Origin of the sequence: Pseudomonas sp. B6002 (assembly GCF_013385985.1) — a bacterium.
GTDB lineage: Bacteria > Pseudomonadota > Gammaproteobacteria > Pseudomonadales > Pseudomonadaceae > Aquipseudomonas.
The window spans coordinates 45,878-67,439 of the sequence record NZ_JACAOY010000015.1; the positions used below are offsets into that span (position 1 = coordinate 45,878).

The 21,562-nt window shown below is 62.5% G+C and carries 18 protein-coding genes and 1 riboswitch; of the genes, 4 read left to right on the forward strand and 14 right to left on the reverse strand.

From position 1 onward, the window contains the following. Positions 1–119 precede the first annotated feature (119 nt). Together HX792_RS20295 and HX792_RS20300 are read left to right on the forward strand one after the other, a co-directional pair. Positions 120–2,357: a TonB-dependent siderophore receptor gene (locus HX792_RS20295; RefSeq protein ID WP_176997771.1), complete on the forward strand. Its 2,238-nt coding sequence runs from the start codon at positions 120–122 to the stop codon at positions 2,355–2,357. 142 nt (positions 2,358–2,499) lie between these two features. Next, a complete protein-coding gene (locus HX792_RS20300) occupies positions 2,500–2,721 on the forward strand; it encodes a hypothetical protein (RefSeq protein ID WP_176997772.1) in 222 nt (73 codons plus the stop codon). Between the two features lie 89 nt (positions 2,722–2,810). Here HX792_RS20300 and HX792_RS20305 read toward each other — a convergent pair whose 3' ends face one another. The 4 genes from HX792_RS20305 to HX792_RS20320 all read right to left on the reverse strand — a co-directional run bounded on the left by HX792_RS20305 (position 2,811) and on the right by HX792_RS20320 (position 5,693). Continuing rightward, a complete protein-coding gene (locus HX792_RS20305) occupies positions 2,811–3,302 on the reverse strand; it encodes a GNAT family N-acetyltransferase (protein ID WP_176997773.1) in 492 nt (163 codons plus the stop codon). 150 nt (positions 3,303–3,452) lie between these two features. Then, entirely contained in the window at positions 3,453–4,574 is a 1,122-nt protein-coding gene (zapE, locus tag HX792_RS20310; RefSeq protein WP_176997774.1) for a cell division protein ZapE, read from the reverse strand. A gap of 15 nt (positions 4,575–4,589) precedes the next feature. Next, entirely contained in the window at positions 4,590–4,925 is a 336-nt protein-coding gene (locus tag HX792_RS20315) for a nuclear transport factor 2 family protein (protein ID WP_176997775.1), read from the reverse strand. 51 nt (positions 4,926–4,976) lie between these two features. Continuing rightward, a complete protein-coding gene (locus HX792_RS20320) occupies positions 4,977–5,693 on the reverse strand; it encodes a YafY family protein (protein ID WP_176997776.1) in 717 nt (238 codons plus the stop codon). 159 nt (positions 5,694–5,852) lie between these two features. Here HX792_RS20320 and HX792_RS20325 point away from each other — a divergent pair, with 159 nt between their 5' ends. Beyond that, positions 5,853–6,899: an aldo/keto reductase gene (locus HX792_RS20325; RefSeq protein WP_176997777.1), complete on the forward strand. Its 1,047-nt coding sequence runs from the start codon at positions 5,853–5,855 to the stop codon at positions 6,897–6,899. 47 nt (positions 6,900–6,946) lie between these two features. On the opposite strand, the gene pepN is transcribed toward HX792_RS20325, so the two are convergent. From pepN to HX792_RS20355, 6 genes are read right to left on the reverse strand one after another with little or no spacing between them, the layout of a single operon-like run. Beyond that, positions 6,947–9,604 (reverse strand): aminopeptidase N, encoded by a 2,658-nt coding sequence (pepN, locus tag HX792_RS20330; RefSeq protein WP_176997778.1) that lies wholly within the window; start codon positions 9,602–9,604, stop codon positions 6,947–6,949. Positions 9,605–9,617: 13 nt separating this feature from the next. Further along, a complete protein-coding gene (locus tag HX792_RS20335; RefSeq protein WP_176997837.1) occupies positions 9,618–10,448 on the reverse strand; it encodes a DUF2797 domain-containing protein in 831 nt (276 codons plus the stop codon). Continuing rightward, positions 10,445–10,705 (reverse strand): YeaC family protein, encoded by a 261-nt coding sequence (locus tag HX792_RS20340; protein WP_176997779.1) that lies wholly within the window; start codon positions 10,703–10,705, stop codon positions 10,445–10,447. Before HX792_RS20340 ends, HX792_RS20335 begins: the two co-directional genes overlap by 4 nt. Before the next feature lie 14 nt (positions 10,706–10,719). Next, on the reverse strand, positions 10,720–11,595 hold the full coding sequence (locus HX792_RS20345; protein WP_176997780.1) for a rhomboid family intramembrane serine protease: 876 nt from the start codon (positions 11,593–11,595) through the stop codon (positions 10,720–10,722). Further along, on the reverse strand, positions 11,592–12,566 hold the full coding sequence (locus HX792_RS20350; protein WP_371319376.1) for a metallophosphoesterase: 975 nt from the start codon (positions 12,564–12,566) through the stop codon (positions 11,592–11,594). Before HX792_RS20350 ends, HX792_RS20345 begins: the two co-directional genes overlap by 4 nt. Continuing rightward, on the reverse strand, positions 12,563–13,453 hold the full coding sequence (locus HX792_RS20355) for an NAD(+) kinase (protein ID WP_003217892.1): 891 nt from the start codon (positions 13,451–13,453) through the stop codon (positions 12,563–12,565). Before HX792_RS20355 ends, HX792_RS20350 begins: the two co-directional genes overlap by 4 nt. A gap of 145 nt (positions 13,454–13,598) precedes the next feature. Between HX792_RS20355 and HX792_RS20360 the strand changes: the two genes are divergently transcribed. Then, on the forward strand, positions 13,599–14,546 hold the full coding sequence (locus HX792_RS20360) for a DUF1853 family protein (protein ID WP_176997782.1): 948 nt from the start codon (positions 13,599–13,601) through the stop codon (positions 14,544–14,546). A gap of 123 nt (positions 14,547–14,669) precedes the next feature. Here HX792_RS20360 and HX792_RS20365 read toward each other — a convergent pair whose 3' ends face one another. Genes HX792_RS20365 through cobW form a run of 4 tightly spaced genes read right to left on the reverse strand, consistent with a single transcriptional unit; the run spans position 14,670 to position 21,159 of the window. Next, complete coding sequence (locus HX792_RS20365; protein ID WP_371319375.1) at positions 14,670–15,272, reverse strand: VWA domain-containing protein; 603 nt, start codon at positions 15,270–15,272, stop codon at positions 14,670–14,672. A gap of 53 nt (positions 15,273–15,325) precedes the next feature. Continuing rightward, positions 15,326–16,330: an ATP-binding protein gene (locus HX792_RS20370; RefSeq protein WP_176997784.1), complete on the reverse strand. Its 1,005-nt coding sequence runs from the start codon at positions 16,328–16,330 to the stop codon at positions 15,326–15,328. Continuing rightward, positions 16,330–20,091 carry a cobaltochelatase subunit CobN gene (gene cobN, locus HX792_RS20375; RefSeq protein ID WP_176997785.1) on the reverse strand — a complete coding sequence of 1,254 codons (3,762 nt, stop codon included), beginning with the start codon at positions 20,089–20,091 and terminating at the stop codon, positions 16,330–16,332. Before cobN ends, HX792_RS20370 begins: the two co-directional genes overlap by 1 nt. 3 nt (positions 20,092–20,094) lie before the next feature. Next, the gene (cobW, locus tag HX792_RS20380) at positions 20,095–21,159 is read right to left on the reverse strand and encodes a cobalamin biosynthesis protein CobW (protein WP_176997786.1); all 1,065 of its coding nucleotides are present in this window, start codon (positions 21,157–21,159) and stop codon (positions 20,095–20,097) included. Between the two features lie 91 nt (positions 21,160–21,250). Then, positions 21,251–21,451, reverse strand: a riboswitch (cobalamin riboswitch). Positions 21,452–21,562: the final 111 nt, after the last annotated feature.

Consider the following 21,562-nt stretch of genomic DNA (forward strand, 5'->3'; position numbering starts at 1 on the left):
TGGTAACAGAAAGATAACAATCATTCTCGTTTAAACCTAAAGTTCCACGCCTCCTTTCGTCTTTGAGCCAAGGCCTTTCTTTCCTGGAAGGCCGCAAAGACGACAAGGAGTCTGCCGCGATGTTCGCGCCTTTTACCCGTTCCATGACGATCTCCCTGAGCCTGGCCGGCGCCCTGCTGAGCCCGGACCTGCTGGCCGAAACCGACCCTGAACACGCCCCGGCCAAAGCGCTGGAGCTGGGCAGCACCAACATCACCGCCGAAGGCCTGGGCGCCATCACCGAGCACACCGGGGCCTACACCACAGGCTCCATGAACACCGCCACGCGCTTGAACCTGTCCCTCAAGGAAACCCCGCAATCCGTCTCGGTGATCACCCGCCAGCAGATGGACGATTTCAACCTCAATACCCTGACCGACGTGCTGCGCCAGACCACCGGGGTCACCGTCCAGCACCTGGATTCGGACCGCGCCGGCTACTCTTCCCGGGGCTATTCGATCAGCAACTACCAGGTCGACGGCATGCTCAGCACCTTTGGGCGCATGAAGTCGGATGCCGACACCATCATCTACGACCGCATTGAGGTGGTGCGAGGCGCCACCGGCCTGACCACCGGCGCCGGCGACCCATCGGCCACGGTCAACATGATCCGCAAGCGCCCCACCGCACAGTGGCAGGCCAAGACCGGCGTGAGCGGTGCCAGCCATGACAACTATTACAGCTACGTGGATGTGGGTGGCCCCCTGGCCTTTGACGGGCGACTGCGCGGGCGTACGGTGCTGGCGTACCGGGACAGCCAATCGTTTCGCGACAACTATGCGCTGCAACGGGAAGTGGGCTACGGCATTCTTGAAGGCGACCTGACAGACGACACCGTGCTGGCTGTAGGCTTCGACTACCAGAACAAGCATGTGCAAGGCACCTCGTGGGGCACCCTGCCCTACTGGAACAGCGACGGCAGCAAGGCGCGGCTATCACGTTCGGCCAACATGGCGGCTGACTGGAGTTCCTGGCCGCTCAAGGACAAGACCACCTTTGCGTCGATCGACCACCGGCTGTCCCCGGACTGGCGCTTGAAAGCCGCCTACACCCACCGGCAAAGCGACACCGACGGCAAGGTCTACTACGGCGGCGCCGGGTTCCCCAACCCGGATGGCAGCGGAATGACCGCCTGGGCCAGCCAGATGGTGGGCACCTCGAAAATGGACGTGGCAGACTTCAGCCTCACCGGCACCTACGCGCTGCTCGGGCGCGAACATGAACTGATGGTGGGCTACGGCGAGTCCGAACAGCGCGACAGCGCCCCGTACCAGCGCAACGGCCTGCCCGCCGGCTACCTGACCATCGAAGACTGGCGGCACATGAGCGGCATCGGCAATTTCGCCGACCGCACCACCGGCCTCAAGGGCGCACACAGCAGCAAGACCCAGAAAGCGGGCTACCTCGCCACCCGCCTGAGCCTGACCGAGCGCCTGCATGCCGTGCTGGGCAGCCGTTATGGCAGTTGGGAGATCGAAAGCGTCGAGCCCGCGTACAACAGCAGCAACCAATTGATCCAATCCACCAAGACCCGCCAGACCCACAACGACATGCTCACGCCCTATGCGGGCCTGCTCTACGACATCACGCCCGAGTACACCGTGTACGCCAGCTACACCGATATCTTCAACCCGCAGGACGAGCGCGATGCCAACCGCAAGTATCTGGAACCGGTGGTGGGCAGCAACTACGAGGTTGGTCTCAAGGGCAGCCTGCTCAACGAACGCGTGAACCTGGCCACTGCGTTCTTCTGGAGCACCCAGGACAACGTTGCCGAACTCGACAGCACCGTACAACCGGACCCGGACACCGGGGAGCAGTTCTACAAATCCGGCGGCAAAGGCACCAAGGTGCAAGGGTTTGAAGCCGAGGTGTCAGGGGAAGTCATGCAGGACTGGAACCTCACGGCGGGCTACACCTACACCCACTCGCGCAACGGCGATAACACGCGCGCCAACACCGCCCTGCCGTTGAACCTGTTGAAGGTCTCCACCGCTTACCGCCTGCCGGGAGAATGGCGTGCATTGACAGTGGGTGGCGCAGTGAACTGGCAGAGCGACTTCTATGATTTTGCCGAGCGCCCTGTCGGTGGTCGCGACGCCGATGGCTACCTGCTCACCGAGTCCACCAAGATCACCCAGCAGGCTTACACCGTGGTCAACCTGATGTCGCGCTATCAATTTGACGAGCACTTATCGGCATCGCTTAACGTTAATAACCTATTTGATAAAAAATATTACGAGCGCGTCGGTTTTTACAATGGCGTGTATTGGGGAGAACCGCGCTCCGTCACGCTTGCACTGGATTGGAGGCTTTAACCCCACGACCGGAAGTTAACGAAATCGTTAACTTCCGGGTGCGTGTGCGTTAATTCCCACTTAATAAGGTCACCCCACAATCGCCCCATGAATCTGATCAAGGACAGAGCGGATACCGATCACTCTTAATGGGAACACTGCCATGAAACTCTCTACCTTGATGCTCGCCAGCCTGATGACCCTGACCTCCGTCGCCGCCTTTGCAGAAGGCGGCTCAGAGCGCTCGAAGGAGTTCTACAACAACTTCACCTTCGTTCAGCAGAAGCTTCACGGCACTACCGATCAAACGGCCATCGCCGATGGCAAGAGCATGAAAAAAGACAGTGCAGATCAATCCAGCACCGAGCAACAACCGAACTCCTGATTTAACCGCACTACCCTCTGCCATTCCGCTCCTATGGCTAAGGTCTACTTGGCGCCACTAAGTGGCGCCTTTTTTTTGAGTGTTATTCATTAAAGCGGCTTATTCCAGAACAACATGCGGCCGTAGGCGGGATCAAACTTGGAATCATCGAAACCAAACTTACGATAAGCGGCCTGAGCCACCTCATTACCCTCCAGCACTTCCAGGGTGATCTTGCAGCAACCGCGTTGACGGGCGATTTCCTCGACCTTCTGCAACATCTTCTGGCTCAGCCCCAGGCCACGAAATTTATCCATCACCACCACATCGTGGACGTTGACCAGCGGGCGACAAGCGAAGGTGGAAAACCCCTCGAAGCAATTGATCAACCCAGCCGGCTCACCGCCGACAAACGCCAGCACGCTGAATGCATGGGGGCGCTTGGCCAATTCAGCGGGTAATTGCTGTAACAGGTCAGCCGGCAAGGCATGGCCGCCACCCATGGGGTCTTCTGCATAGTGGTTGAGCACCAGCCCGATAGCATCGGCGTGCACAGTGTTGGTGTAGCTGGCTTGCAGCACCAGAATGTCTGGGGTGTCCATTGCCTTCCTCGATAACGACAACCAGGGAGTCGGTTCCCTTGAAGGGGCACGATTGTAAGCGTGGAGTCGGCAGTAGATGAAGGAGATTAACTACAAATAGCCGTCAGAAAGTGCGAAAGCTGGGCGTATCAAAAAAGCACATTGTGCAGTTCAAATCGACTTTTCCGAGGCCCCGAAGCGCTGTAGCTGCATCTCTTGCAGGCGGCTCAAGGTGCGCCGGAACGCAAACTCCAGATAGCCTTCGGTATAGAGTTTTTCCAGCTCGACCCTGGCCTCGATGAACAGCGGTACCTTGCGGTCATAACACTCGTCCACCAACGCAATAAAACGTCGCACGCTATCATCGTGCACCGACAGCTCCGGCAGTTCACGGTCGCCAGCCACCACTCGCTGGGCGCCGTCCTCGGTACCCCGGGCAATCCGGCCCGGGCGTTTTTGCGCACTCAGGTTGGGCACTTCCCCCAACAAGATCGCCTTGAACCGGTCACACACCAACATGAAGTCCATGGCCGCCAAGGGTTGCTCGCACAGGTCGGCGTAACGGCACCACAGCACTGAGTCGCTGGCCTGCACAACCGTGATCGTGCGATAGCCGACAGTGACCGGCCCGCTGCTCACAGCCTGGCCTTGGGTCAGTTGCTGGAATACCGTGGCGAGAGCGTCCGGGCCGTTCACCCAATAACGCTGCACGCCCAGCCCCGGATGCAGGCGGTGGTCTTCATCACCGTCGACCGCCACTACCTGCATATGCTGCTTGATGGCCGCGATCCCCGGCAGGAAGCGCTCGCGGTTGAAGCCATCGGCGTACAGCTGGACAGGCGGTTGGTTGGAGGTACAGACCATCACTACGCCTTCGTCGAACATCACCTGGAACAAGCGGCCGAGGATGATTGCATCGCCGATGTCGTTGACGAACAACTCATCGAAACACAGCACGCGCACTTCCTGGCTCAGCTCGCGAGCCAACGCCTGCAGCGGATCCGAAATGCCCGTGAGCTGGAACGAACGCTGGTGCACCCAACCCATGAAGTGATGAAAGTGCTGACGCCGCGCGGGCACCCGCAGGCTTTGGTAGAACTGGTCCATCAACCAGGTCTTGCCCCGCCCCACCGGCCCCCACAGGTAAACCCCGTTGATCGGTGAGCGCCCTTGGTGCAAGGCCTCATGACAGGCTTGCAGGGCCTGCACCGCCCGACGCTGGGCGTCGTCGGCAACGAAGCCCTGCTGGGTCATGGCGTGTTGGTAAGCGGCGAGCGGGGAGTCAAAAGTCATGGGCGCCAGTATGGCTTACAGGGAGATGTCCAGTCGCGAAATCTTGCCCTGCTCGTTCAGGCGAAAGGTGTAGCGCAACTCCAGCGGGCTGCCGGGAAAATTGCCGGAGACCACGTTGCTGACCAACACTTTGCCGGTGCGATGCTGCACGTTGAGCACTTCAACCCGTGGCTGGTAACGGCGGCCCGTGTCCTCCATCCAGCGTGCAATGGCGGCTGTACCGACCTGATGCTCGCCCTCGTCGAACACATTGGCATCGTCGGCAAAACACTGGGCAATGGCTGAGGTGTCGCGTTTATTGGTCGCCGCTATATAGGCCACGATGGCCGGGGCCAATTCGGGAAGGGACATGGCATTGCTCCTTTTTGATGATTTATGACGCCATGCTAAGCCAGGGTTGTGTCAGTTTTTGTCAGGAGTAAAGGGGCCGTTCTGCTGCTGTTCCATCAGCTTGCGCCAGCCCCGCAGCAGGTCGCTGCGCCGCCCCGGGTAGCGCTCACCGGTAGCGTCGGCGGCGGCCACCCGGTCGGTGCGAAAGGTGCGATAGGCACCGCGCAATTCACACCAGGCCACAATCACACGCACCTCATTGAGAAAGCCCAGGGCCAACGGCCACACCAGGCGCTGGCTCTGGGATTGGCTGGCGTCGGCATAATCGATATGCAGCTTGGACTGGTTGCGAATGGCTTCGCGGAAAACGTTGAGCGGCACGCGGTTTTCCGGGTAGCCAAAACCGGGCGGGCCGGGCAGCAACGTCGGGTTGCGCAGGGCTTCCTGGGCGGCGGGATCAAGCACATCGGCGATCTTCGCCAGCGCATTCGCGGCGGCACGGCTCAGCACGTCATCGCCGCGTTGGTCCACATAGCGCAAGCCGAGCACGATGGCCTCGGTTTCCTCGGCGTTCAGCATCAATGGCGGCAGGAACAGCCCACTGCGCAACACGTACCCTACCCCGGCCTCACCGAAGATCGGCGCACCCAGGGCGGTCAACTCGGCAATGTCGCGGTACAGCGTGCGCTCGGACACTTCCAGTTGTTCGGCCAATACGGCGGCCGTCACCGGGCGTTTTTTGCCGCGCAGGGCCTGGAGCAACGTCAGCAATCGTGTAGTACGTGACACGGTGATCCCGCCGAGAAGAAAAACGTGTCGCAGCTTATCAGAGCGCCCTGTCAAAAAATGTCAGCAGCAAAAAAGCCCCTTGACCGAATAAATTACCGCGATCATATTATTTAAATGTCACCAAACATTTAAACAACACCTGAGCGTCAAGGAGTGTGTATGCGCAACAAAGTTTTTGGCCGCCGCAGCGGTCTGCAGGTCTCGGAACTGGCACTGGGCACGGGGAATTTTGGTACAGGCTGGGGGCATGGCGCCGAGCGTGACGAAGCCAAACAGATGTTCGATGGCTACCTTGAGGCCGGCGGCAACTTCCTCGATACCGCCAACGGCTACCAGTTCGGCCAGGCGGAAGTATTGCTGGGCGAGTTTATCGCCTCCGAGCGTGACAACCTGGTGGTCGCCACCAAATACACCCTGCGCACCCAACCGGCCGATGCCGACACCATCAAGCTCGGCAACAACCGCAAGAACATGGTGCGCGCCGTCGAAGAGAGCCTCAAGCGCCTGAACACCGACCACATCGACCTGCTCTGGGCGCACATGAGCGACAACGTCACGCCCATGGAAGAGATCCTGCGCGGCTTCGACGACTTGGTGCGCGCAGGTAAGATCCACTACGCCGGCCTGTCCAACTTCCCCGCCTGGCGCATTGCCCGCGCCGACCTGCTGGCGGAAGTGCGCAACTTTTCTCCGATCATCGGCATCCAGGTGGAATACAGCCTCGCCGAACGCACCGCCGACCGCGAATTGCTGCCGATGGCCGAAGCCCTGGGTCTGGCTGCCACGCTGTGGTCGCCACTGGGAGGCGGTTTTCTGACCGGCAAGTACCGTGAAAGCCAGGGCGATAACCGCGCCAACAAACTCGGCATGCTGATCCACGCCGAAAAAAGTGCCCGGGAAACGGCCGTGCTCGACACCCTGCTGGCAGTGGCCGCCGAGCTGGACGCCACGCCCACCCACGTCGCCATCGCCTGGCTGCGCGAGAAGGCCCGACGCTCCACCACCGCGCTGATTCCGATCCTCGGCTCACGCACCCGCGCCCAGCTGGACGCCACCCTCGGCGCCCTGAATGTGGTGTTATCCGCCGAGCAGGTGGCGCGCCTGGATACCGCCAGCGCGATCCCACTGGGCGTACCCCACGGCATCATCGCCGAGCGTTTCCCGGTCGACAACCTGCTGGACACCCCACGGCCACCGGTTATTTGAGGCAAAAAAAACGGCCCGAACGGGCCGTTTTTCATTACACGGAATGCTTAGGCAAGGCTCTTGCTGACCACCTCAAACACATCGCTGGACAGCTCACCCGAGCCACGAATGCGCTCCAGTTCGGCCTTCATCAAGGCCTGGCGCGCAGCGTCGTATTTGCGCCAGCGGGTCAGCGGCGCCAGTTGGCGCGAGGCGATCTGCGGATTGAACCCGTTCAGCTGGATCACCAGGTCCGCCAGGAAGCGATAACCCGAGCCATCGGCCGCATGGAAGTTGATCAGGTTCTGCCCGGCAAATGCGCCCACCAGTGCCCGTACCTTGTTCGGGTTCTTGATGTTGAACGCTGGGTGCTCCATCAACGCCTTGACCCGCGCCAGCCCGCCCGGCAACACACTGCCGGCCTGCACGCTGAACCATTGGTCCATGACCAGCGGGTTGTCCTTGAAGTTCTCGGCAAATACCGCCAGGGCCTGGGCTTTTTCCGTCTCGAACGGCGAATTCACCAGCACCGCCAGTGCCGTCAGGCGCTCGGTCATGTTGTCGCTGGTGTCGAACTGATCCAGGGTGGCGGCCAACACTTCAGGCTTGCCACTGAGCATCAGGTAAGACAGCGCGATGTTCTGCAAGGCGCGACGGGCAAAGTGCTCGGCAGCGGCCACGTACGGGGTCGTCTTCGACAGTTCGCGATTGGCCTGGTAACGCAGCCACAAGCCTTCGAACAGCTGATCGGCCAATTGCTTGCGGGCGAACTCGCGGGCGGTATGAATCGCTTCTACATCCGCCACTTCGCTGATTTCGGTGAGGTAGGCTTCGCTCGGCAGCGAGAGCATTTCGGCAACCATCGCCTGGTCCAGCGACTCATCACTGAGCACCGTGCGCAATGCGTCGATCAGGCGCTGGTCCAGCTTCAGCGGCTGGCCGGCCTGATGGTGGCCGATCAGCTCCTGCAACACTTGCACCGACAGTTGCTGGCCCGCATCCCAGCGGTTGAAGCCATCGCTGTCGTGCTGCATCAGGAACATCAGTTGGTCGCGGTTGTACGGGAAGCTCAGCTTCACCGGTGCCGAGAAGCCTCGCAGCAACGACGGCAACGGCTGTTCGACGATGTCGACGAAAGTGAAGGTCTGCTCGGCCTCGGTCACGGAGATCACACGGGACGTGCCACCCGCCGCCGCTTCACCGGCCAGGCGCAAGGCAATACCCGCGCCCTTGCCGTCCAGCAAGCCCAGTTCGACGGGAATCACGAACGGCAGTTTTTCCACTTTGTCCGGCGTTTCCGGGCAGCTCTGGCGGAAGGTCAGGCTGTAGGTCTTGGCCGCAGCGTCATAGGACTCGCTCACCGCCAGACGCGGCGTACCCGCCTGGCTGTACCAGCGCTTGAACTGACTCAGGTCGGCGCCGTTGGCGTCTTCCATGGCCTTGATGAAATCGTCGCAGGTCACCGCCTGGCCGTCGTGACGCTCGAAGTACAGGTCGCTGCCTTTGCGGAAGCCTTCGGCGCCGAGCAAGGTGTGGATCATGCCGACCACTTCCGAGCCCTTTTCATACACGGTGAGGGTGTAGAAGTTGGAGATCTCGATGAAGCTGTCCGGGCGCACCGCGTGGGCCATCGGGCCGGCGTCTTCGGCGAACTGGTGGGTACGCAGGTACGCCACGTCCTGGATACGCTTGACCGTGGCCGAGTTCATGTCGGCAGAGAAGCCCGAATCACGGAACACGGTGAAACCTTCCTTGAGCGACAGCTGGAACCAGTCGCGGCAGGTCACGCGGTTGCCCGACCAGTTGTGGAAGTATTCGTGGGCGACGATCGCCTCGACGCGCTGGTGCGCGGCGTCGGTGGCGGTTTCGGCGCGGGCCAGTACGGCGCTGGAGTTGAAGATATTGAGGCCCTTGTTCTCCATGGCGCCCATGTTGAAGTCGTTCACCGCGACGATCATGAAGATGTCGAGGTCGTACTCACGGCCGTAGGTTTCTTCGTCCCAGCGCATGGATTTCTTCAGGCTGGTCATGGCGTGCTGGCACTTGTCGATGTTTTCCGGCTCGACGTAGATGCGCAGTGCCACAGTACGGTTGGTCATGGTGGTGAAGCTGTCTTCGACGCACCACAAGTCACCGGCCACCAACGCAAACAGGTACGCCGGTTTCTTGAACGGGTCTTCCCAGGTCGCCCAGTGGCGGCCGTCTTCGCCCGGGCCGCTGGCGATCGGGTTGCCGTTGCTCAGCAACACCGGGTAGCTGTGCTGCTCAGCGATCACCGTGGTGGTGAAGGTGCTCATCACGTCCGGGCGGTCGAGGTAATAGGTGATCTTGCGGAACCCTTCGGCTTCGCACTGGGTGCAGAACATGCCGCTGGACTTGTACAAGCCTTCCAGCGCGGTGTTGGTTTCCGGGTGGATCTTTACCGTGGTGTCCAGGGTAAAGGTCTCACTCTGCGGATGCACTGTCAGGTGGCTGTCGGTCAACTGGTAGTCAGCGGCCGTCAGTTCCTGGTCGGCCAGGTTCACGCTCAACAGCTCCAACTGCTGGCCATCCAGCACCAGCGGCGGCAAGCCTGCGCCACGCGCCGGGTTGCGGCGCATCACCAGCTGCGCGTGGACCAGGCTGTGGTCCTCGAACAACTCGAAGGTCAGGTGCGTCTCGTCGATCAGGTAGTCCGGCGCCTGATAGTCCTTCAGGTAGATCATCTTCGGTTGTTCGGTGCGCATGGATAGCATCCTTCTACTGATGCACGGCGAGCTGGTAGGCCGTGTACTTACGAATGTTGATAACGCCGGTGTCGAAGATCAGGTACTGGCCCTTGATCCCCAGCAGCGTGCCTTCGGCAATCGGGTTCTTGTCCAGGTTGAAGCTGACGATCTTGGCCGGGTACTGCTCCACCGGGTAGCGAATTTCGATCGGCTCCAGGTCGGTCACCGGCTGGATCGCCTGCAGGCCAAAGCGCTCCTGCAACCCCAGCAGGCCTTCGGCGCACGAGGCGAACAGCTCGTCGCGCACCTGCTTGAGGTCGACAGACTGCGCATCGCCCTTGAGCAGTGCGCGCCAGTTGGTCTTGTCCGCCACCTGGCTGCGGAACAGGTCTTCGACGAAACCGGACTGTTGGCGGGTGGCCACACGCATGATCGGCAACGCCTGGCTCGCGCCCTGGTCCAGCCAACGCGTTGGCAACTGGGTGGCGCGGGTGATGCCGACCTTGATCCCCGACGAGTTGGCCAGGTAGACCACGTGATCGGTCATGCAGAACTTCTCGCCCCAGCCTGGATCACGGCACGTGCCAGCGTCGTAGTGGCAACGCTCGGGGCTCATGATGCACAGGTCACACTGGGCCAGCTTGGTCATGCACGGGTAGCAATAACCCTGGCTGAAGCTGGTCTTGGTCTTGCGACCGCAATGGCTGCAATGGATGGCGCCGAGGTATTCCAGGCGCACGTGGGTGCCGATCATGGGGTTGACCGGCACCTCGGTTTCGCCGAGGCGAAACGCGTATTGAACGGTCGGCTCACCGAGTTGCGCCGACATCTTGCTGACTGCACCACGACCGATTTCAATCAATGGATCGCATCCGACTTGAACAGGATGTTCGGCACCGGCGCCGACTTGGACGCGCATTCCTGCGGGCCCATGTAGCCGGTGCGCTCTTCTTCCGGCAGGTTCTGGATTTCCCAGGCAATCACCGCCTGCAGGGACAACTCGCGCTGTTCGGCGGTGAGCTTGCGGCCATCGGACCACTTGCCGATTTCCACGGCCAGCTTGAGGCTCTCGTAGATATCCGGGGTGATGTTTTCGATCATTTCAGCAAAAGAGGACATAAGGCTCTTCCTTATCAAATAGAGGCTTTGCGGCGGTTGTACAGCCCGCCCAGCAAACCCGTCAGGCAACCGATGAGCAACCCGCTCACATGCGCCGCGTTGGCGATTTCGCCGAAGCCGATCATCGAGATCAGCCCCGACATGCAGAGCACCAGCCAGATCAGCATCATCGCCAGCACGCCACGGGGCAGACGATAAGCCGGGTTAGGCGATAACAACTGGAAAATCCAGCAATGCCCAAGCAGACCATACAACACGCCGGACAACCCGCCAAACAGGCTCGGGCCGCCATAGGCGTATTGCGCGTAATTGGAGACCAGGCTGAACAGCAAGGTCAGGCCAAGCAGGTTGATGCTGCCCTGGCGCACTTCGATGCGCCGGCCCAGTTCCCAGTACCACATGCCGTTCATGGCCAGGTGCAGGATGCCAAAGTGAATCAGCATCGGCGTGACCAGCCGCCACCACTGCCCCGACGCCAGGCTGTCGGCCAGCGGTGTGAACTGGATGTACTCACCCAGCACGCGAAACGGCAGGAAGGTCAGCCAACCCATGGTCTGCAGGTTTTCACCGAGCAACGTCACCGCACCCACGATGATGCTCGCCAACAGTACCAGCGCGGTCACGGGGCTCATGCGCAATTGCTGGGCGAAACTGGGGCGGGTCTGCGGCGCCTGGAACTGTTCGGGAATATCCAGTTGCTGGTCCGGGTCGCCGGCAGGAAAGCGCTGATACAGCACGCGCACATCATCACTGATGGTTTCGGGCACCCACAGCACCTGCTCCCCGGCTTCTTCGCTGACGCGATGGGGTACCTGCATGCGTTGCAGCAACTTGACGAAACCGCCCAGGTCGACGCTCAGGGGCAAGCGCAATACAGCTACGGTACTCATGAGATAACCTCGGGGCGCTCAACGTCGACCCATACAAATTTACGCGGATCCAATTGGGTTTCCTGGTCCAGGCGATACGCCACCAGCTTGCCGTACAGCACGGCGCTGTAGTCCAGGCAGGCCAGGTTCTCGCGAATCGGTGCCGGCTTGCCGCTGCGCCAGTAGTGGCCGACGAACAACAACGGTTCGTCCACGCCGTAGCGCAGCAAGGAATTCTTTTGTGTGGACGACAACGGCGTACGGGCCACCGGCTCGGGCAGCGCGTCGGGTTGGAACACGATGTCGCCGTAGGTCTTCGGGTCGTCTTCCCAGAACTTGGTGCGGAAGAACGAGCGCGTCAGGCCATCGCCACCGGTCAGCGTCAGGCCATCCGGCAGGCGCATGTCGGTGCCGCGCAGCAGGCGGTCGAAGGCGTTGCAGGCAAAACTGCCCGGCACCGCGGCGGCCTGCAGGAAGTGCTGGTCGATGCAGCCGTCCGGGAAGGTGGCGCGCAAAGGCTGGATAAAACCGTCGTCCCAGCACGCGTGCACCACGCGGAAACGCCCGGCGTCGACAAACAGCGGCATGTCGTAGAACCAGCCGAGGAAGTCATGCCAGTCGCCCGGGTGCTGCTCGAACTGAGTCAGGGTTTCGTGGATCAACCGCGCATGCCGTGGGTTGTGCTCGCGCACGAACTGCTTGCCACTGCCCGGCGGCGCAGGCGTGGTCCAACCCAGTGCATTGAATTCATGGTTGCCCATGATGCACAGCGCCTGGCCGGCCTCGACCATGTCATGGACGATATGCAGCGCCTCGCGGATGCGCGGGCCACGGTCGATGATATCGCCGAGGAACACCGCCATGCGCGACGGGTGCCGCCAGACGCCGCCGATCTTGTGGTAGCCCAACTGGTCGAGCAAGTGCTCAAGGGTATGAGCGCAACCGTGCACGTCACCAATCAGGTCGTAGCTACGCGCGGGATCGAGCATCAGTCGCCTCCACCCCCCAAGCGGCTGCCCCAGCCCAGCTTGGTGCGGCACACTTCGTAGTAGTTGTGATCCAGCGGGTGGATCAACCGCAACTTCTGCGCCTTTTTGCTCACGGTGATGGTGTCACCGGGGGCACAAGTGAAATGGTTCTGCCCGTCGCAGGACACCTGCGGGTAGATCTGCATGTCTTTGGACACCACGATTTTCAGCTCGCTGTTGCCGTCGACCACAATCGGCCGGCTGGACAACATATGGGGGTACATCGGCACGATCACAATGGCATCAAGCTTGGGATGCATGATCGGGCCACCCGCCGACAGCGCATACGCCGTGGAACCGGTAGGCGTGGCGACGATCAGGCCGTCAGCCTTTTGGCTGCACACGAACTGGCCGTCGATATACAGCTCGAACTCGATCATGCGCGTGGATTTGCCCGGGTGCAGCACCACGTCGTTCAGCGCGTCACCCTGGCCGATGGCTTCGCCGTGGCGACGCACTTCGGCTTGCAGCAGGAAGCGGTTTTCCACCAGGTAATGGCCGTCGAGCACCTTGGCCACTTCGACTTCCAGCTCATCCGGGCGGATATCGGTCAGAAACCCCAGGCTGCCCCGGTTGATCCCCAGTACCGGCACGTTATGCCGCGCCAGGGCGCGGGCGGCGCCAAGCAGGCTGCCGTCGCCGCCGACCACAATCACCATGTCACACACTTCGCCGAGCATCTTGCGCGACGAGGTTTGCAGGCCGTGGCCGGGGAGAATCTCGGCGATGGTGTCTTCGAGGATCACATGCAGGTGGCGTTCCAGCAGGAATTTTTTCAGCCGGCGGACGGTGTCCAACACCTGGGTACTGCCCAGGCGACCGATAATGCCGATATTGCGAAATTGCTCCATGGGGCTCCTGCGGGATTTGGGGTGTGGCAAAAAAGAACGATTATGGGCGAAAGGCCGCGTCAGGCAAAACCCTTTGTCGCCGTCAGGCCTTGATGACAACGGTTCTCAGCCACCTGCACCGCACGTAAAAGGCTATGCTCGGACCATGACTGTGTTCCCCGATCTGCACAACCTGCCCCGCCAACTGCGCCACCCGGAGGTGCGCGACCTGGCGTGGGTGATGCTCGCTCCGCCGATGCTGGCGCAGACGCCGTGGCCGCAACGCCACCCGCTGGCCGGCAGCGACTGGGTGCAGACGCCCCATCTTCTCGAACACTGGTTACGCACACTTGATCAAGACAGCAGCGCGTTGCAGCAGTGGCTGAGCCAGGCACGCACCCGGCGCCTGGGCCTTTATTACGAGCGGCTGTGGCAATTTGCGGTGCAGCATGCGCCGGGGGTGGAGCTGATCGCCGCCAACCTGCCGATCCGCCGCGCCGGTCATACCCTGGGCGAGCTGGATATGCTGATTCGTGATCGCGATGGCGTGCATCACCTGGAACTGGCGATCAAGCTGTACCTGGGCCCACAAGACGGCAACGGCAGGGACGCGGCCCTGTGGCTGGGCCCCGGTTGCCATGACCGACTGGACCGCAAGCTGGCCCATCTGGCCCAGCACCAACTGCCGATATCCGCGCGGCCTGAAAGCCGTGAAGCGCTGGCGGCGTTGGATATCCAGCAGTTCGATGCGCATTTGTGGCTGGGCGGCTATTTGCTCTACCCCTGGCCTGGATTGGCGGAATCACCGAACGGCGCCCACCCACAGCACTTGCGTGGCCGCTGGCTGCATCAGCGGGATTGGCGTGCGTTTGTCAGCGCCAGCGCGCCCGGCCGCTGGCAACCCCTGCCCCGCCATGCCTGGCTGGCACCGGCGCATTACCCGGGGGATGAAGTCTGGAGTGAGGAGCACATGCAAGGTTGGTTGGCAGACCTGGACCCCATGGCGCCGGCGCAGTTGCTGGTGAGGATGGTTCAGGTGAGTGAGGATTGGGAAGAGGCGGAACGGCTGTTCCTAGTGGCGGATCTTTGGCCGAATGTACCGGGCAACACCTGACCTGCCATGGGCATTCTGCTTACCTGACCTACACAATACAAAACTGTAGGAGCCGGCTTGCCGGCGATGAGGCCTTGATAGCTACGCAAAACCTCAAGGCAGCCATCGCCGGCAAGCCGGCTCCTACAGGGTGTCGATATGCTGATAATCCAGGCGCAACCCGGCTGCCAACGCCTGGGCCCGGCCCAGGCGAATCGGCCCGCGCTCGATATCGACCAGAACCCCTGAGCATTCCAGATGAGGCAACTCGGCAATATCCTTGAGGCGCCCGTCGGTGATCACCAGCAATTTCTGTTGCTCAGTCGGATACCGCTTACGCCGCACCGCCAACCAATGCCCGGCCTCGGTCAGCGCTTCCAGTAACGGTGTACCACCGCCCGCGCCTAGTTGATCCAGCCACCCCGCCAACCCCTTCGCCGCCTTCAACCCCTGCACCTGCCATTTCGGCGCGTGCCCGCTGGCCGTCAACAACGCCATGCGCGCCCGCTGGCGGTAGGCGTCATCAAACAGTTGGGCCAACAAGCCTTTGGCATCGGTCAGTGCTCGGTGGCGCCGAGTAGACGCAGACGCATCAACAATCACCAGCCACAGCTCATGGGCTGCCCGGCTGCGCAGGTGAAACAGCAAATCCTCTCGCGATTGCGGGCGGCCGCCCAGCAAGGTGCCGGGCCAGTTGATCGAGCCCTGCCTGGCGCTGTGTGCCTTGCCGTGCCTGCCTCTCTCCACTCGCCCTGCCTTGGGCCGGGCATCCGCCCCCGCGTCAGGTCGAGGGCGAATGCCTAGGGCTTTTTTGGCCAGGTGGGGACTTCGCGGCGTGCGCCTGTGGGCAGGGCCGGCGCGGGCATGTCGCCCCATTGGCCCTGACCTTGGCCCGGCGAGGTGTCGGAGGGCTTGGGCGATTGCCCTTCGCTCGGCGGGCTCGCCGGTGGCGTCTGCACCTGCCGACGATGGCGCAGGGCAAACTCGGCGACCGCTTCGATATCCTCTTCAGCGATGGCACCTGCGCCACGCCATGCCGCATGGGCCCTCGCGCCGCGCAACCACACCAGGTCCGCACGCAGGCCATCGACACCGGCCGCGAAACAGCGCTTGGTGATCTGCGCCAACGCCTCATCATCCAGCGCAATGCTGTCGAGTCGCGCCCGCGCCTGGGTGCAACGCTCACGCAGTACGGCCTGTTCTGCGGCCCAGCGTGCAAGGAACGCCACGGGGTCACTGTCGAAATCCAGGCGGCGGCGGATGATCTGCCCCCGCTCGGCCGGCAAGGTCTGCCCGCTCAACGCCACATTGAAGCCGAAGCGATCGAGCAGTTGCGGGCGCAACTCGCCCTCCTCCGGGTTCATGGTGCCGATCAGCACAAACCGCGCCGAATGGCGGTGCGAAATGCCGTCGCGTTCGATCAGGTTGGTGCCACTGGCGGCCACGTCGAGCAGCAGGTCCACCAGGTGGTCGGGCAGCAGGTTGACTTCATCGACGTACAACATGCCACCGTCGGCCTTGGCCAGCACGCCGGGGGAAAACTGCGCACGGCCTTCGCCGAGGGCTGCGTCCAGGTCCAACGTGCCGACCAAGCGCTCTTCGGTAGCACCCAACGGCAAGGTCACAAACTGCCCGCTGGCCAGCAGGTCTGCCAACCCACGCGCCAAGGTGGACTTGGCCATCCCGCGCGGGCCTTCGATCAGCACACCGCCGATCTTCGGGTCGATGGCGGTCAGGCACAGCGCCAGTTTCAAGTCGTCGGCGCCGACCACGGCGGACAGCGGAAAATGCGGCATATCAGTCATCAGCTGTCTTCTTCTATATCCAGCAACAGGTTTTCCAACGCGTCCTTGTAAGCCCCGGGCTCCTGCCACAGGCCGCGCTGCTGAGCTTCGAGCATGCGCTCGGTCATGTCGCGCAGGGCATCGGGGTTGTGCTGTTGCACAAAGGCCCGGGTGTCAGGGTCCAGCAGGTAGGCGTCGGCAAGCAACGCGTATTGATGATCGTCGATCAGCGCGGTGGTGGCGTCGAACGCGAACAGGTTGTCCACGGTGGCGGCCATTTCAAACGCGCCTTTATAGCCATGGCGCTTCACGCCTTCGATCCACTTGGGGTTGGCGGCGCGGGAGCGGATCACCCGGTTCAGCTCTTCCTTCAAGGTGCGGATCTTCGGCAAGTCGGGTTGGCTGTGATCGCCATGATAACTGGCGGCCTTGTCGCCGCTCAGGGTTTCCACGGCGGCGAGCATGCCGCCCTGGAATTGGTAGTAGTCGTTGGAGTCGAGCAGGTCATGCTCGCGGTTGTCCTGGTTCTGCAAAACGGCCTGAACCTGGCTCAGACGCTGGGCGAATTGCTCACGGGCAGCCGTGCCTTCGTCGGCACCGCCATAGGCGTAGCCGCCCCAATTGAGGTAGACCTCGGCCAGGTCTTCACGGGTTTGCCACAGGCGACCATCGACCGCGCCCTGCACGCCAGCGCCATAGGCACCGGGTTTGGCACCAAAGATGCGCCATCCGGCTTGCTTGGCAGCGGTTTCATCGTCCAGGCCAGACACACGCAACGCCTCCCGCTCACTGCGCACTTTGGCGGCCAGCGGGTTCATATCGTCCGGCTCATCCAGTGCGGCCACCGCCTGCACCGCCGCATCGAACAGGCGGATCAGGTTGGCAAACGCATCGCGGAAGAACCCCGACACACGCAAGGTCACGTCGACACGCGGACGGTCCAGCAGGCTGATCGGCAAAATCTCGAAGTCATCCACCCGCTGGCTGCCCGTGGCCCACACCGGGCGTACGCCCATCAGCGCCATGGCCTGGGCGATATCGTCGCCGCCGGTGCGCATGGTGGCGGTGCCCCACACTGACAAGCCCAGCTGACGCAGGTGGTCACCATGGTCTTGCAGGTGACGTTCAAGAATCAGGTTGGCGGACTGGAAACCAATGCGCCATGCCGTCGTGGTGGGCAGGTTGCGCACGTCGACGGTGAAGAAGTTGCGACCGGTGGGCAGCACATCCAGGCGCCCACGACTGGGGGCGCCACTCGGCCCTGCGGGTACAAAACGGCCGGATAACGCATCGAGCAAGCCGCGCATTTCGGCCGGGCCGCAGGCATCCAGGCGCGGCGCGACGACGATGCGCAGGCTCTCGATCACCGCCTTCACGTCTTCCCAGCCGGGTTCTTCCAGCTGTTCCAGCGGCCCTTCCAGTGCCTGCTCGATCAACCGCGCGGCGTACAGTTCCAAACGCTCACGGGTGTCGCCCGCGGTGCGCCACAACTGTGGGTCGATCTTCTGCAACACCATGGGACGGCGCCCGGTCCAGGGTTCGGCCAAGGCGCAGTCCAACGGATCAAAGCCGAGGTCGAATGCCTTGGCCAGCACCCGCAGCAGGCTCGATTGCGGGCCGCGTCCGTCGCCACGTGGGATACGCAACAAGGCCAACAAGGTGTCGATACGCAGGCGACCTTCGGGCGACTCGCCGAAAACATGCAGGCCGTCGCGGATCTGCGACTCCTTCAAGTCACACAGGTAAGTGTCCAGGCGCGGCAGCCAGACGGCGGCGTCCGCGTCGCTGTCCAGCTCAAGCTCCTGGTCGATGCGGGTTTCGCGCACCAGCTTGAGGATGTCTTTCTGCAGTTCCAGGGCGCGGCGCGGGTCGAGCAACTGTGCTTCGTAATATTCGTCCGCCAGCAACTCCAGGTTGCGCAACGGCCCGTAGGTCTCGGCGCGGGTCAGCGGTGGCATCAGGTGGTCGATGATCACCGCCTGGGTGCGCCGCTTGGCCTGGGCGCCCTCGCCCGGGTCGTTGACGATGAACGGGTAGATATTCGGCAACGGCCCCAGCAACGCATCGGGCCAGCAGTTTTCCGACAGGCCCACGCCCTTGCCAGGTAGCCATTCAAGGTTACCGTGCTTGCCCACATGGATCACGCCGTGGGCGCCGTAGGTGTGGCGCAGCCAGAAGTAAAACGCCAGGTAGGCGTGAGGCGGCACCAGGTCCGGGTCGTGATAGACGGCGCTGGCGTCCACTTGATAGCCACGCGCCGGCTGGATGCCGATAAAGGTCAGGCCCAGGCGCAGGCCGGCGATCATCATGCGACCGTCGCGGAACATCGGGTCGTTCTGCGGCGCGCCCCATCGCGCCAAAACAGCTTGGCGGTTGGCTTCAGGCAGGCGGCTGAACATCGCCTCGTAGTCGTCCAGGCTCAGGCTTTGATGGCAGGGGCGCAGGTCGAGGCTGTCGAGGTCGTTGGAGACGCCGCCGAGCAAATCGTGAATCAGCGCAGTGCCGCTCTCGGGCAGCACGTTCGGCAGTGGATAGCCTTCGGCTTGCAGCGCACGCAGGATATTCAGCGCAGCCGCTGGCGTATCCAGGCCCACGCCGTTGCCGATACGGCCGTCGCGGGTCGGGTAATTGGCGAGGATCAGCGCGATACGCTTGTCAGCATTCGGCACCCGCGCCAGCTCGACCCAACGCCGTGCCAGCTCGGCGACAAAATCCATGCGTTCAGGCGCCGCGCGGTAGCACACCACATCGGACTGGCTGCGCTCGCTGCGCCAGGCCAGGTCCTTGAAACTGATCGGCCGGCTGATGATGCGCCCGTCCAGCTCCGGCAAGGCAATGTGCATCGCCAGGTCGCGCGGGCCCAGGCCTTGTTCGCTGGCCTGCCAGCCGGGCTCGTTATCCTGGGCGCAAATCGCCTGGATCACCGGGATATTGCGGCGAAACGGCCGCAAATGCGGCGCTTCGGGGCTGGATTGGGCAAAGCCGGTGGTGTTCAAAATCACCGCCGCGCCCACTTCATCCAGCAGGTCCTCGACCACCGTCAGGCAGCCGGGTTCTTTCAAACTGGCCAGCGCAATCGGCAGCGGGTTTAGGCCCGCCGCCTGTAAGCGTTGGCAGAACACATCGATAAAACCCGTATTGGCCGCCTGCAAATGCGAGCGGTAAAACAGCACTGCCGCCACCGGCCACTCGGGGTTCCAATCCGCCAGCCAGTCGTTCAGGCGCGGGTTGGCTTTATGCGGGTGATAAATCGCCGTGCGTGGCAAGGTTTGCGGCTCGGCCCAGGCGTAGTCGCGGCCCAGGTAAGCGCTGGCCAGGCAGCGATAGAAGTCCAGCGCGTTGCCCAGGCCGCCCTGGCGCAGGAAATGCCACAGGCGGTCGCGGCTTTCGGCGTTTACCGTACTCAGGCTGCTGAGTTCCGGGTCCGGGCGATCGTCCCCCGGCACCAGAATCAGCTGCACGCCGCGCTCGGCCAACTCCACCAGACGCTCGATGCCGTAACGCCAATAACCAATGCCGCCGTGCAATGAAATCAGGATGACCTTGGCGTGGCGCAGCACTTCATCGACGTACAGGTCGACCGACGCATGGTTCTGCACCTGCATCGGGTTGGCCAAGCGGAAGCTGGGGTAGTCGTCGGGCAATTGCTGGGCCGCTTCGGCCAGCAAGGCCAGGCTGGAATCACCGCTGCACAGGATCACCAGGTCAGCGGGGGTTTGGCCAAGGTCGGCAATATTGTCGTCCGAGACGAAACCACCGGGCTGGGTCCTGAGCAGGTGCATGGGTCAGACGCTGAGGGCGGCGCGCAGTTGCGCTTCGAGGCCAGCGGCGTCGAGGTCCTGACCGATCAGCACCAGGCGCGTGATGCGCGCTTCGTCAGCGCTCCAGGCACGGTCGAAGTGCTTGTCGAAACGCGTACCCACGCCCTGGATCAGCAGGCGCATCGGCTTGTTCGGGATGGTCGCGAAACCTTTGACGCGCAGGATGCCGTGTTGCACCACCAGCTGGGTCAGGGCGTCGAGCAGCAGGGCTTCGTCGGCTTGCGGCAGGTCGATGGAAATGGAATCGAAAGCGTCGTGGTCGTGATCGTCGTCCTCACCTTCGTGGTGATGATCGTGATGGCTGTGGCGACCGTCGATGTGCTCTTCGGAGCCGGCACCCAGGCCGATCAGCACGTCCAGTGGCAAGCGACCGCTGCTGGCTTCGATGATCTTCACCGCAGGCGGCAACTCTTCAGCGACTTCCAGGCGCACGCGGGCCAGGTCTTCCGGGTTGATCAGGTCGGTTTTGTTGAGGATCACCAGGTCGGCGCTGGCCAGTTGGTCGGCGAACAACTCGTGCAGCGGCGACTCGTGGTCCAGGTTCGGGTCCAGTTTGCGCTGGGCGTCGACCTGGTCCGGGAAGGCGGCGAAGGTGCCCGCCGCCACGGCCGGGCTGTCGACCACAGTGATCACCGCGTCAACGGTGCAGGCACTGCGGATTTCCGGCCACTGGAAGGCTTGTACCAAGGGTTTTGGCAGGGCCAGGCCCGAGGTTTCGATGAGGATGTGGTCGAGGTCACCGCGACGGGCGACCAGTTCGCGCATCACCGGGAAGAACTCTTCCTGCACGGTGCAGCACAGGCAGCCGTTGGCCAACTCGTAGACGCGGCCGTTGGCTTCTTCTTCGGTGCAACCGATGGAGCACTGCTTGAGGATTTCACCGTCGATGCCCAGCTCGCCGAATTCGTTGACGATTACCGCAATGCGACGGCCCTGGGCGTTGTCGAGCATGTGGCGCAGCAAGGTGGTTTTGCCCGAGCCGAGGAAGCCGGTAACGATGGTGACGGGGAGTTTGGCCAGTGTTTTCATCGGATGCCCTTGGGGGCGGGCATACGGGACGATAGGCCCTGCGACGGCGCGCAGCAGCGGATTTCGTCACCGGATCACCCCGCCCGGTTGAATTGAAAATCGGTTGCGAGGCAGGTCTCCTGGCTTGGGGCGTGCGGGTCTTGCGACCGGCGCTGGCTGCGCCTTCCCGCCTTGTTGGCAGTGGCGTGGCAGTCAACTGAACCCTTTACAGTTGCGGGGGCAGCCGCGGCTTGGACCGCGTTCCCTTCTTAGCTCCGGCCTGGGCTGGAGAACCTCGAGGGTGCAAGGCTACGCAGTGCTTGGGGGATGGTCAATGATGGGGTTGGGTTGGTGAGCATATCCGTTGCTGCGGTAACGGCGACTTATGGTTCCGCTCTTACAGCGGCTCACTTTGGAAAAGCCC

What these genes read in the sequence shown, in the direction of transcription:
- HX792_RS20295 (WP_176997771.1), top strand. Translation starts at nt 120, where the DNA reads ATGTTCGCGCCTTTTACCCGTTCCATGACGATCTCCCTGAGCCTGGCC.
- HX792_RS20300 (WP_176997772.1), top strand. Translation starts at nt 2,500, where the DNA reads ATGAAACTCTCTACCTTGATGCTCGCCAGCCTGATGACCCTGACCTCC.
- HX792_RS20305 (WP_176997773.1), bottom strand. Translation starts at nt 3,302, where the DNA reads ATGGACACCCCAGACATTCTGGTGCTGCAAGCCAGCTACACCAACACT.
- zapE (WP_176997774.1), bottom strand. Translation starts at nt 4,574, where the DNA reads ATGACTTTTGACTCCCCGCTCGCCGCTTACCAACACGCCATGACCCAG.
- HX792_RS20315 (WP_176997775.1), bottom strand. Translation starts at nt 4,925, where the DNA reads ATGTCCCTTCCCGAATTGGCCCCGGCCATCGTGGCCTATATAGCGGCG.
- HX792_RS20325 (WP_176997777.1), top strand. Translation starts at nt 5,853, where the DNA reads ATGCGCAACAAAGTTTTTGGCCGCCGCAGCGGTCTGCAGGTCTCGGAA.
- pepN (WP_176997778.1), bottom strand. Translation starts at nt 9,604, where the DNA reads ATGCGCACCGAACAACCGAAGATGATCTACCTGAAGGACTATCAGGCG.
- HX792_RS20340 (WP_176997779.1), bottom strand. Translation starts at nt 10,705, where the DNA reads ATGTCCTCTTTTGCTGAAATGATCGAAAACATCACCCCGGATATCTAC.
- HX792_RS20345 (WP_176997780.1), bottom strand. Translation starts at nt 11,595, where the DNA reads ATGAGTACCGTAGCTGTATTGCGCTTGCCCCTGAGCGTCGACCTGGGC.
- HX792_RS20355 (WP_003217892.1), bottom strand. Translation starts at nt 13,453, where the DNA reads ATGGAGCAATTTCGCAATATCGGCATTATCGGTCGCCTGGGCAGTACC.
- HX792_RS20360 (WP_176997782.1), top strand. Translation starts at nt 13,599, where the DNA reads ATGACTGTGTTCCCCGATCTGCACAACCTGCCCCGCCAACTGCGCCAC.
- HX792_RS20370 (WP_176997784.1), bottom strand. Translation starts at nt 16,330, where the DNA reads ATGACTGATATGCCGCATTTTCCGCTGTCCGCCGTGGTCGGCGCCGAC.
- cobN (WP_176997785.1), bottom strand. Translation starts at nt 20,091, where the DNA reads ATGCACCTGCTCAGGACCCAGCCCGGTGGTTTCGTCTCGGACGACAAT.
- cobW (WP_176997786.1), bottom strand. Translation starts at nt 21,159, where the DNA reads ATGAAAACACTGGCCAAACTCCCCGTCACCATCGTTACCGGCTTCCTC.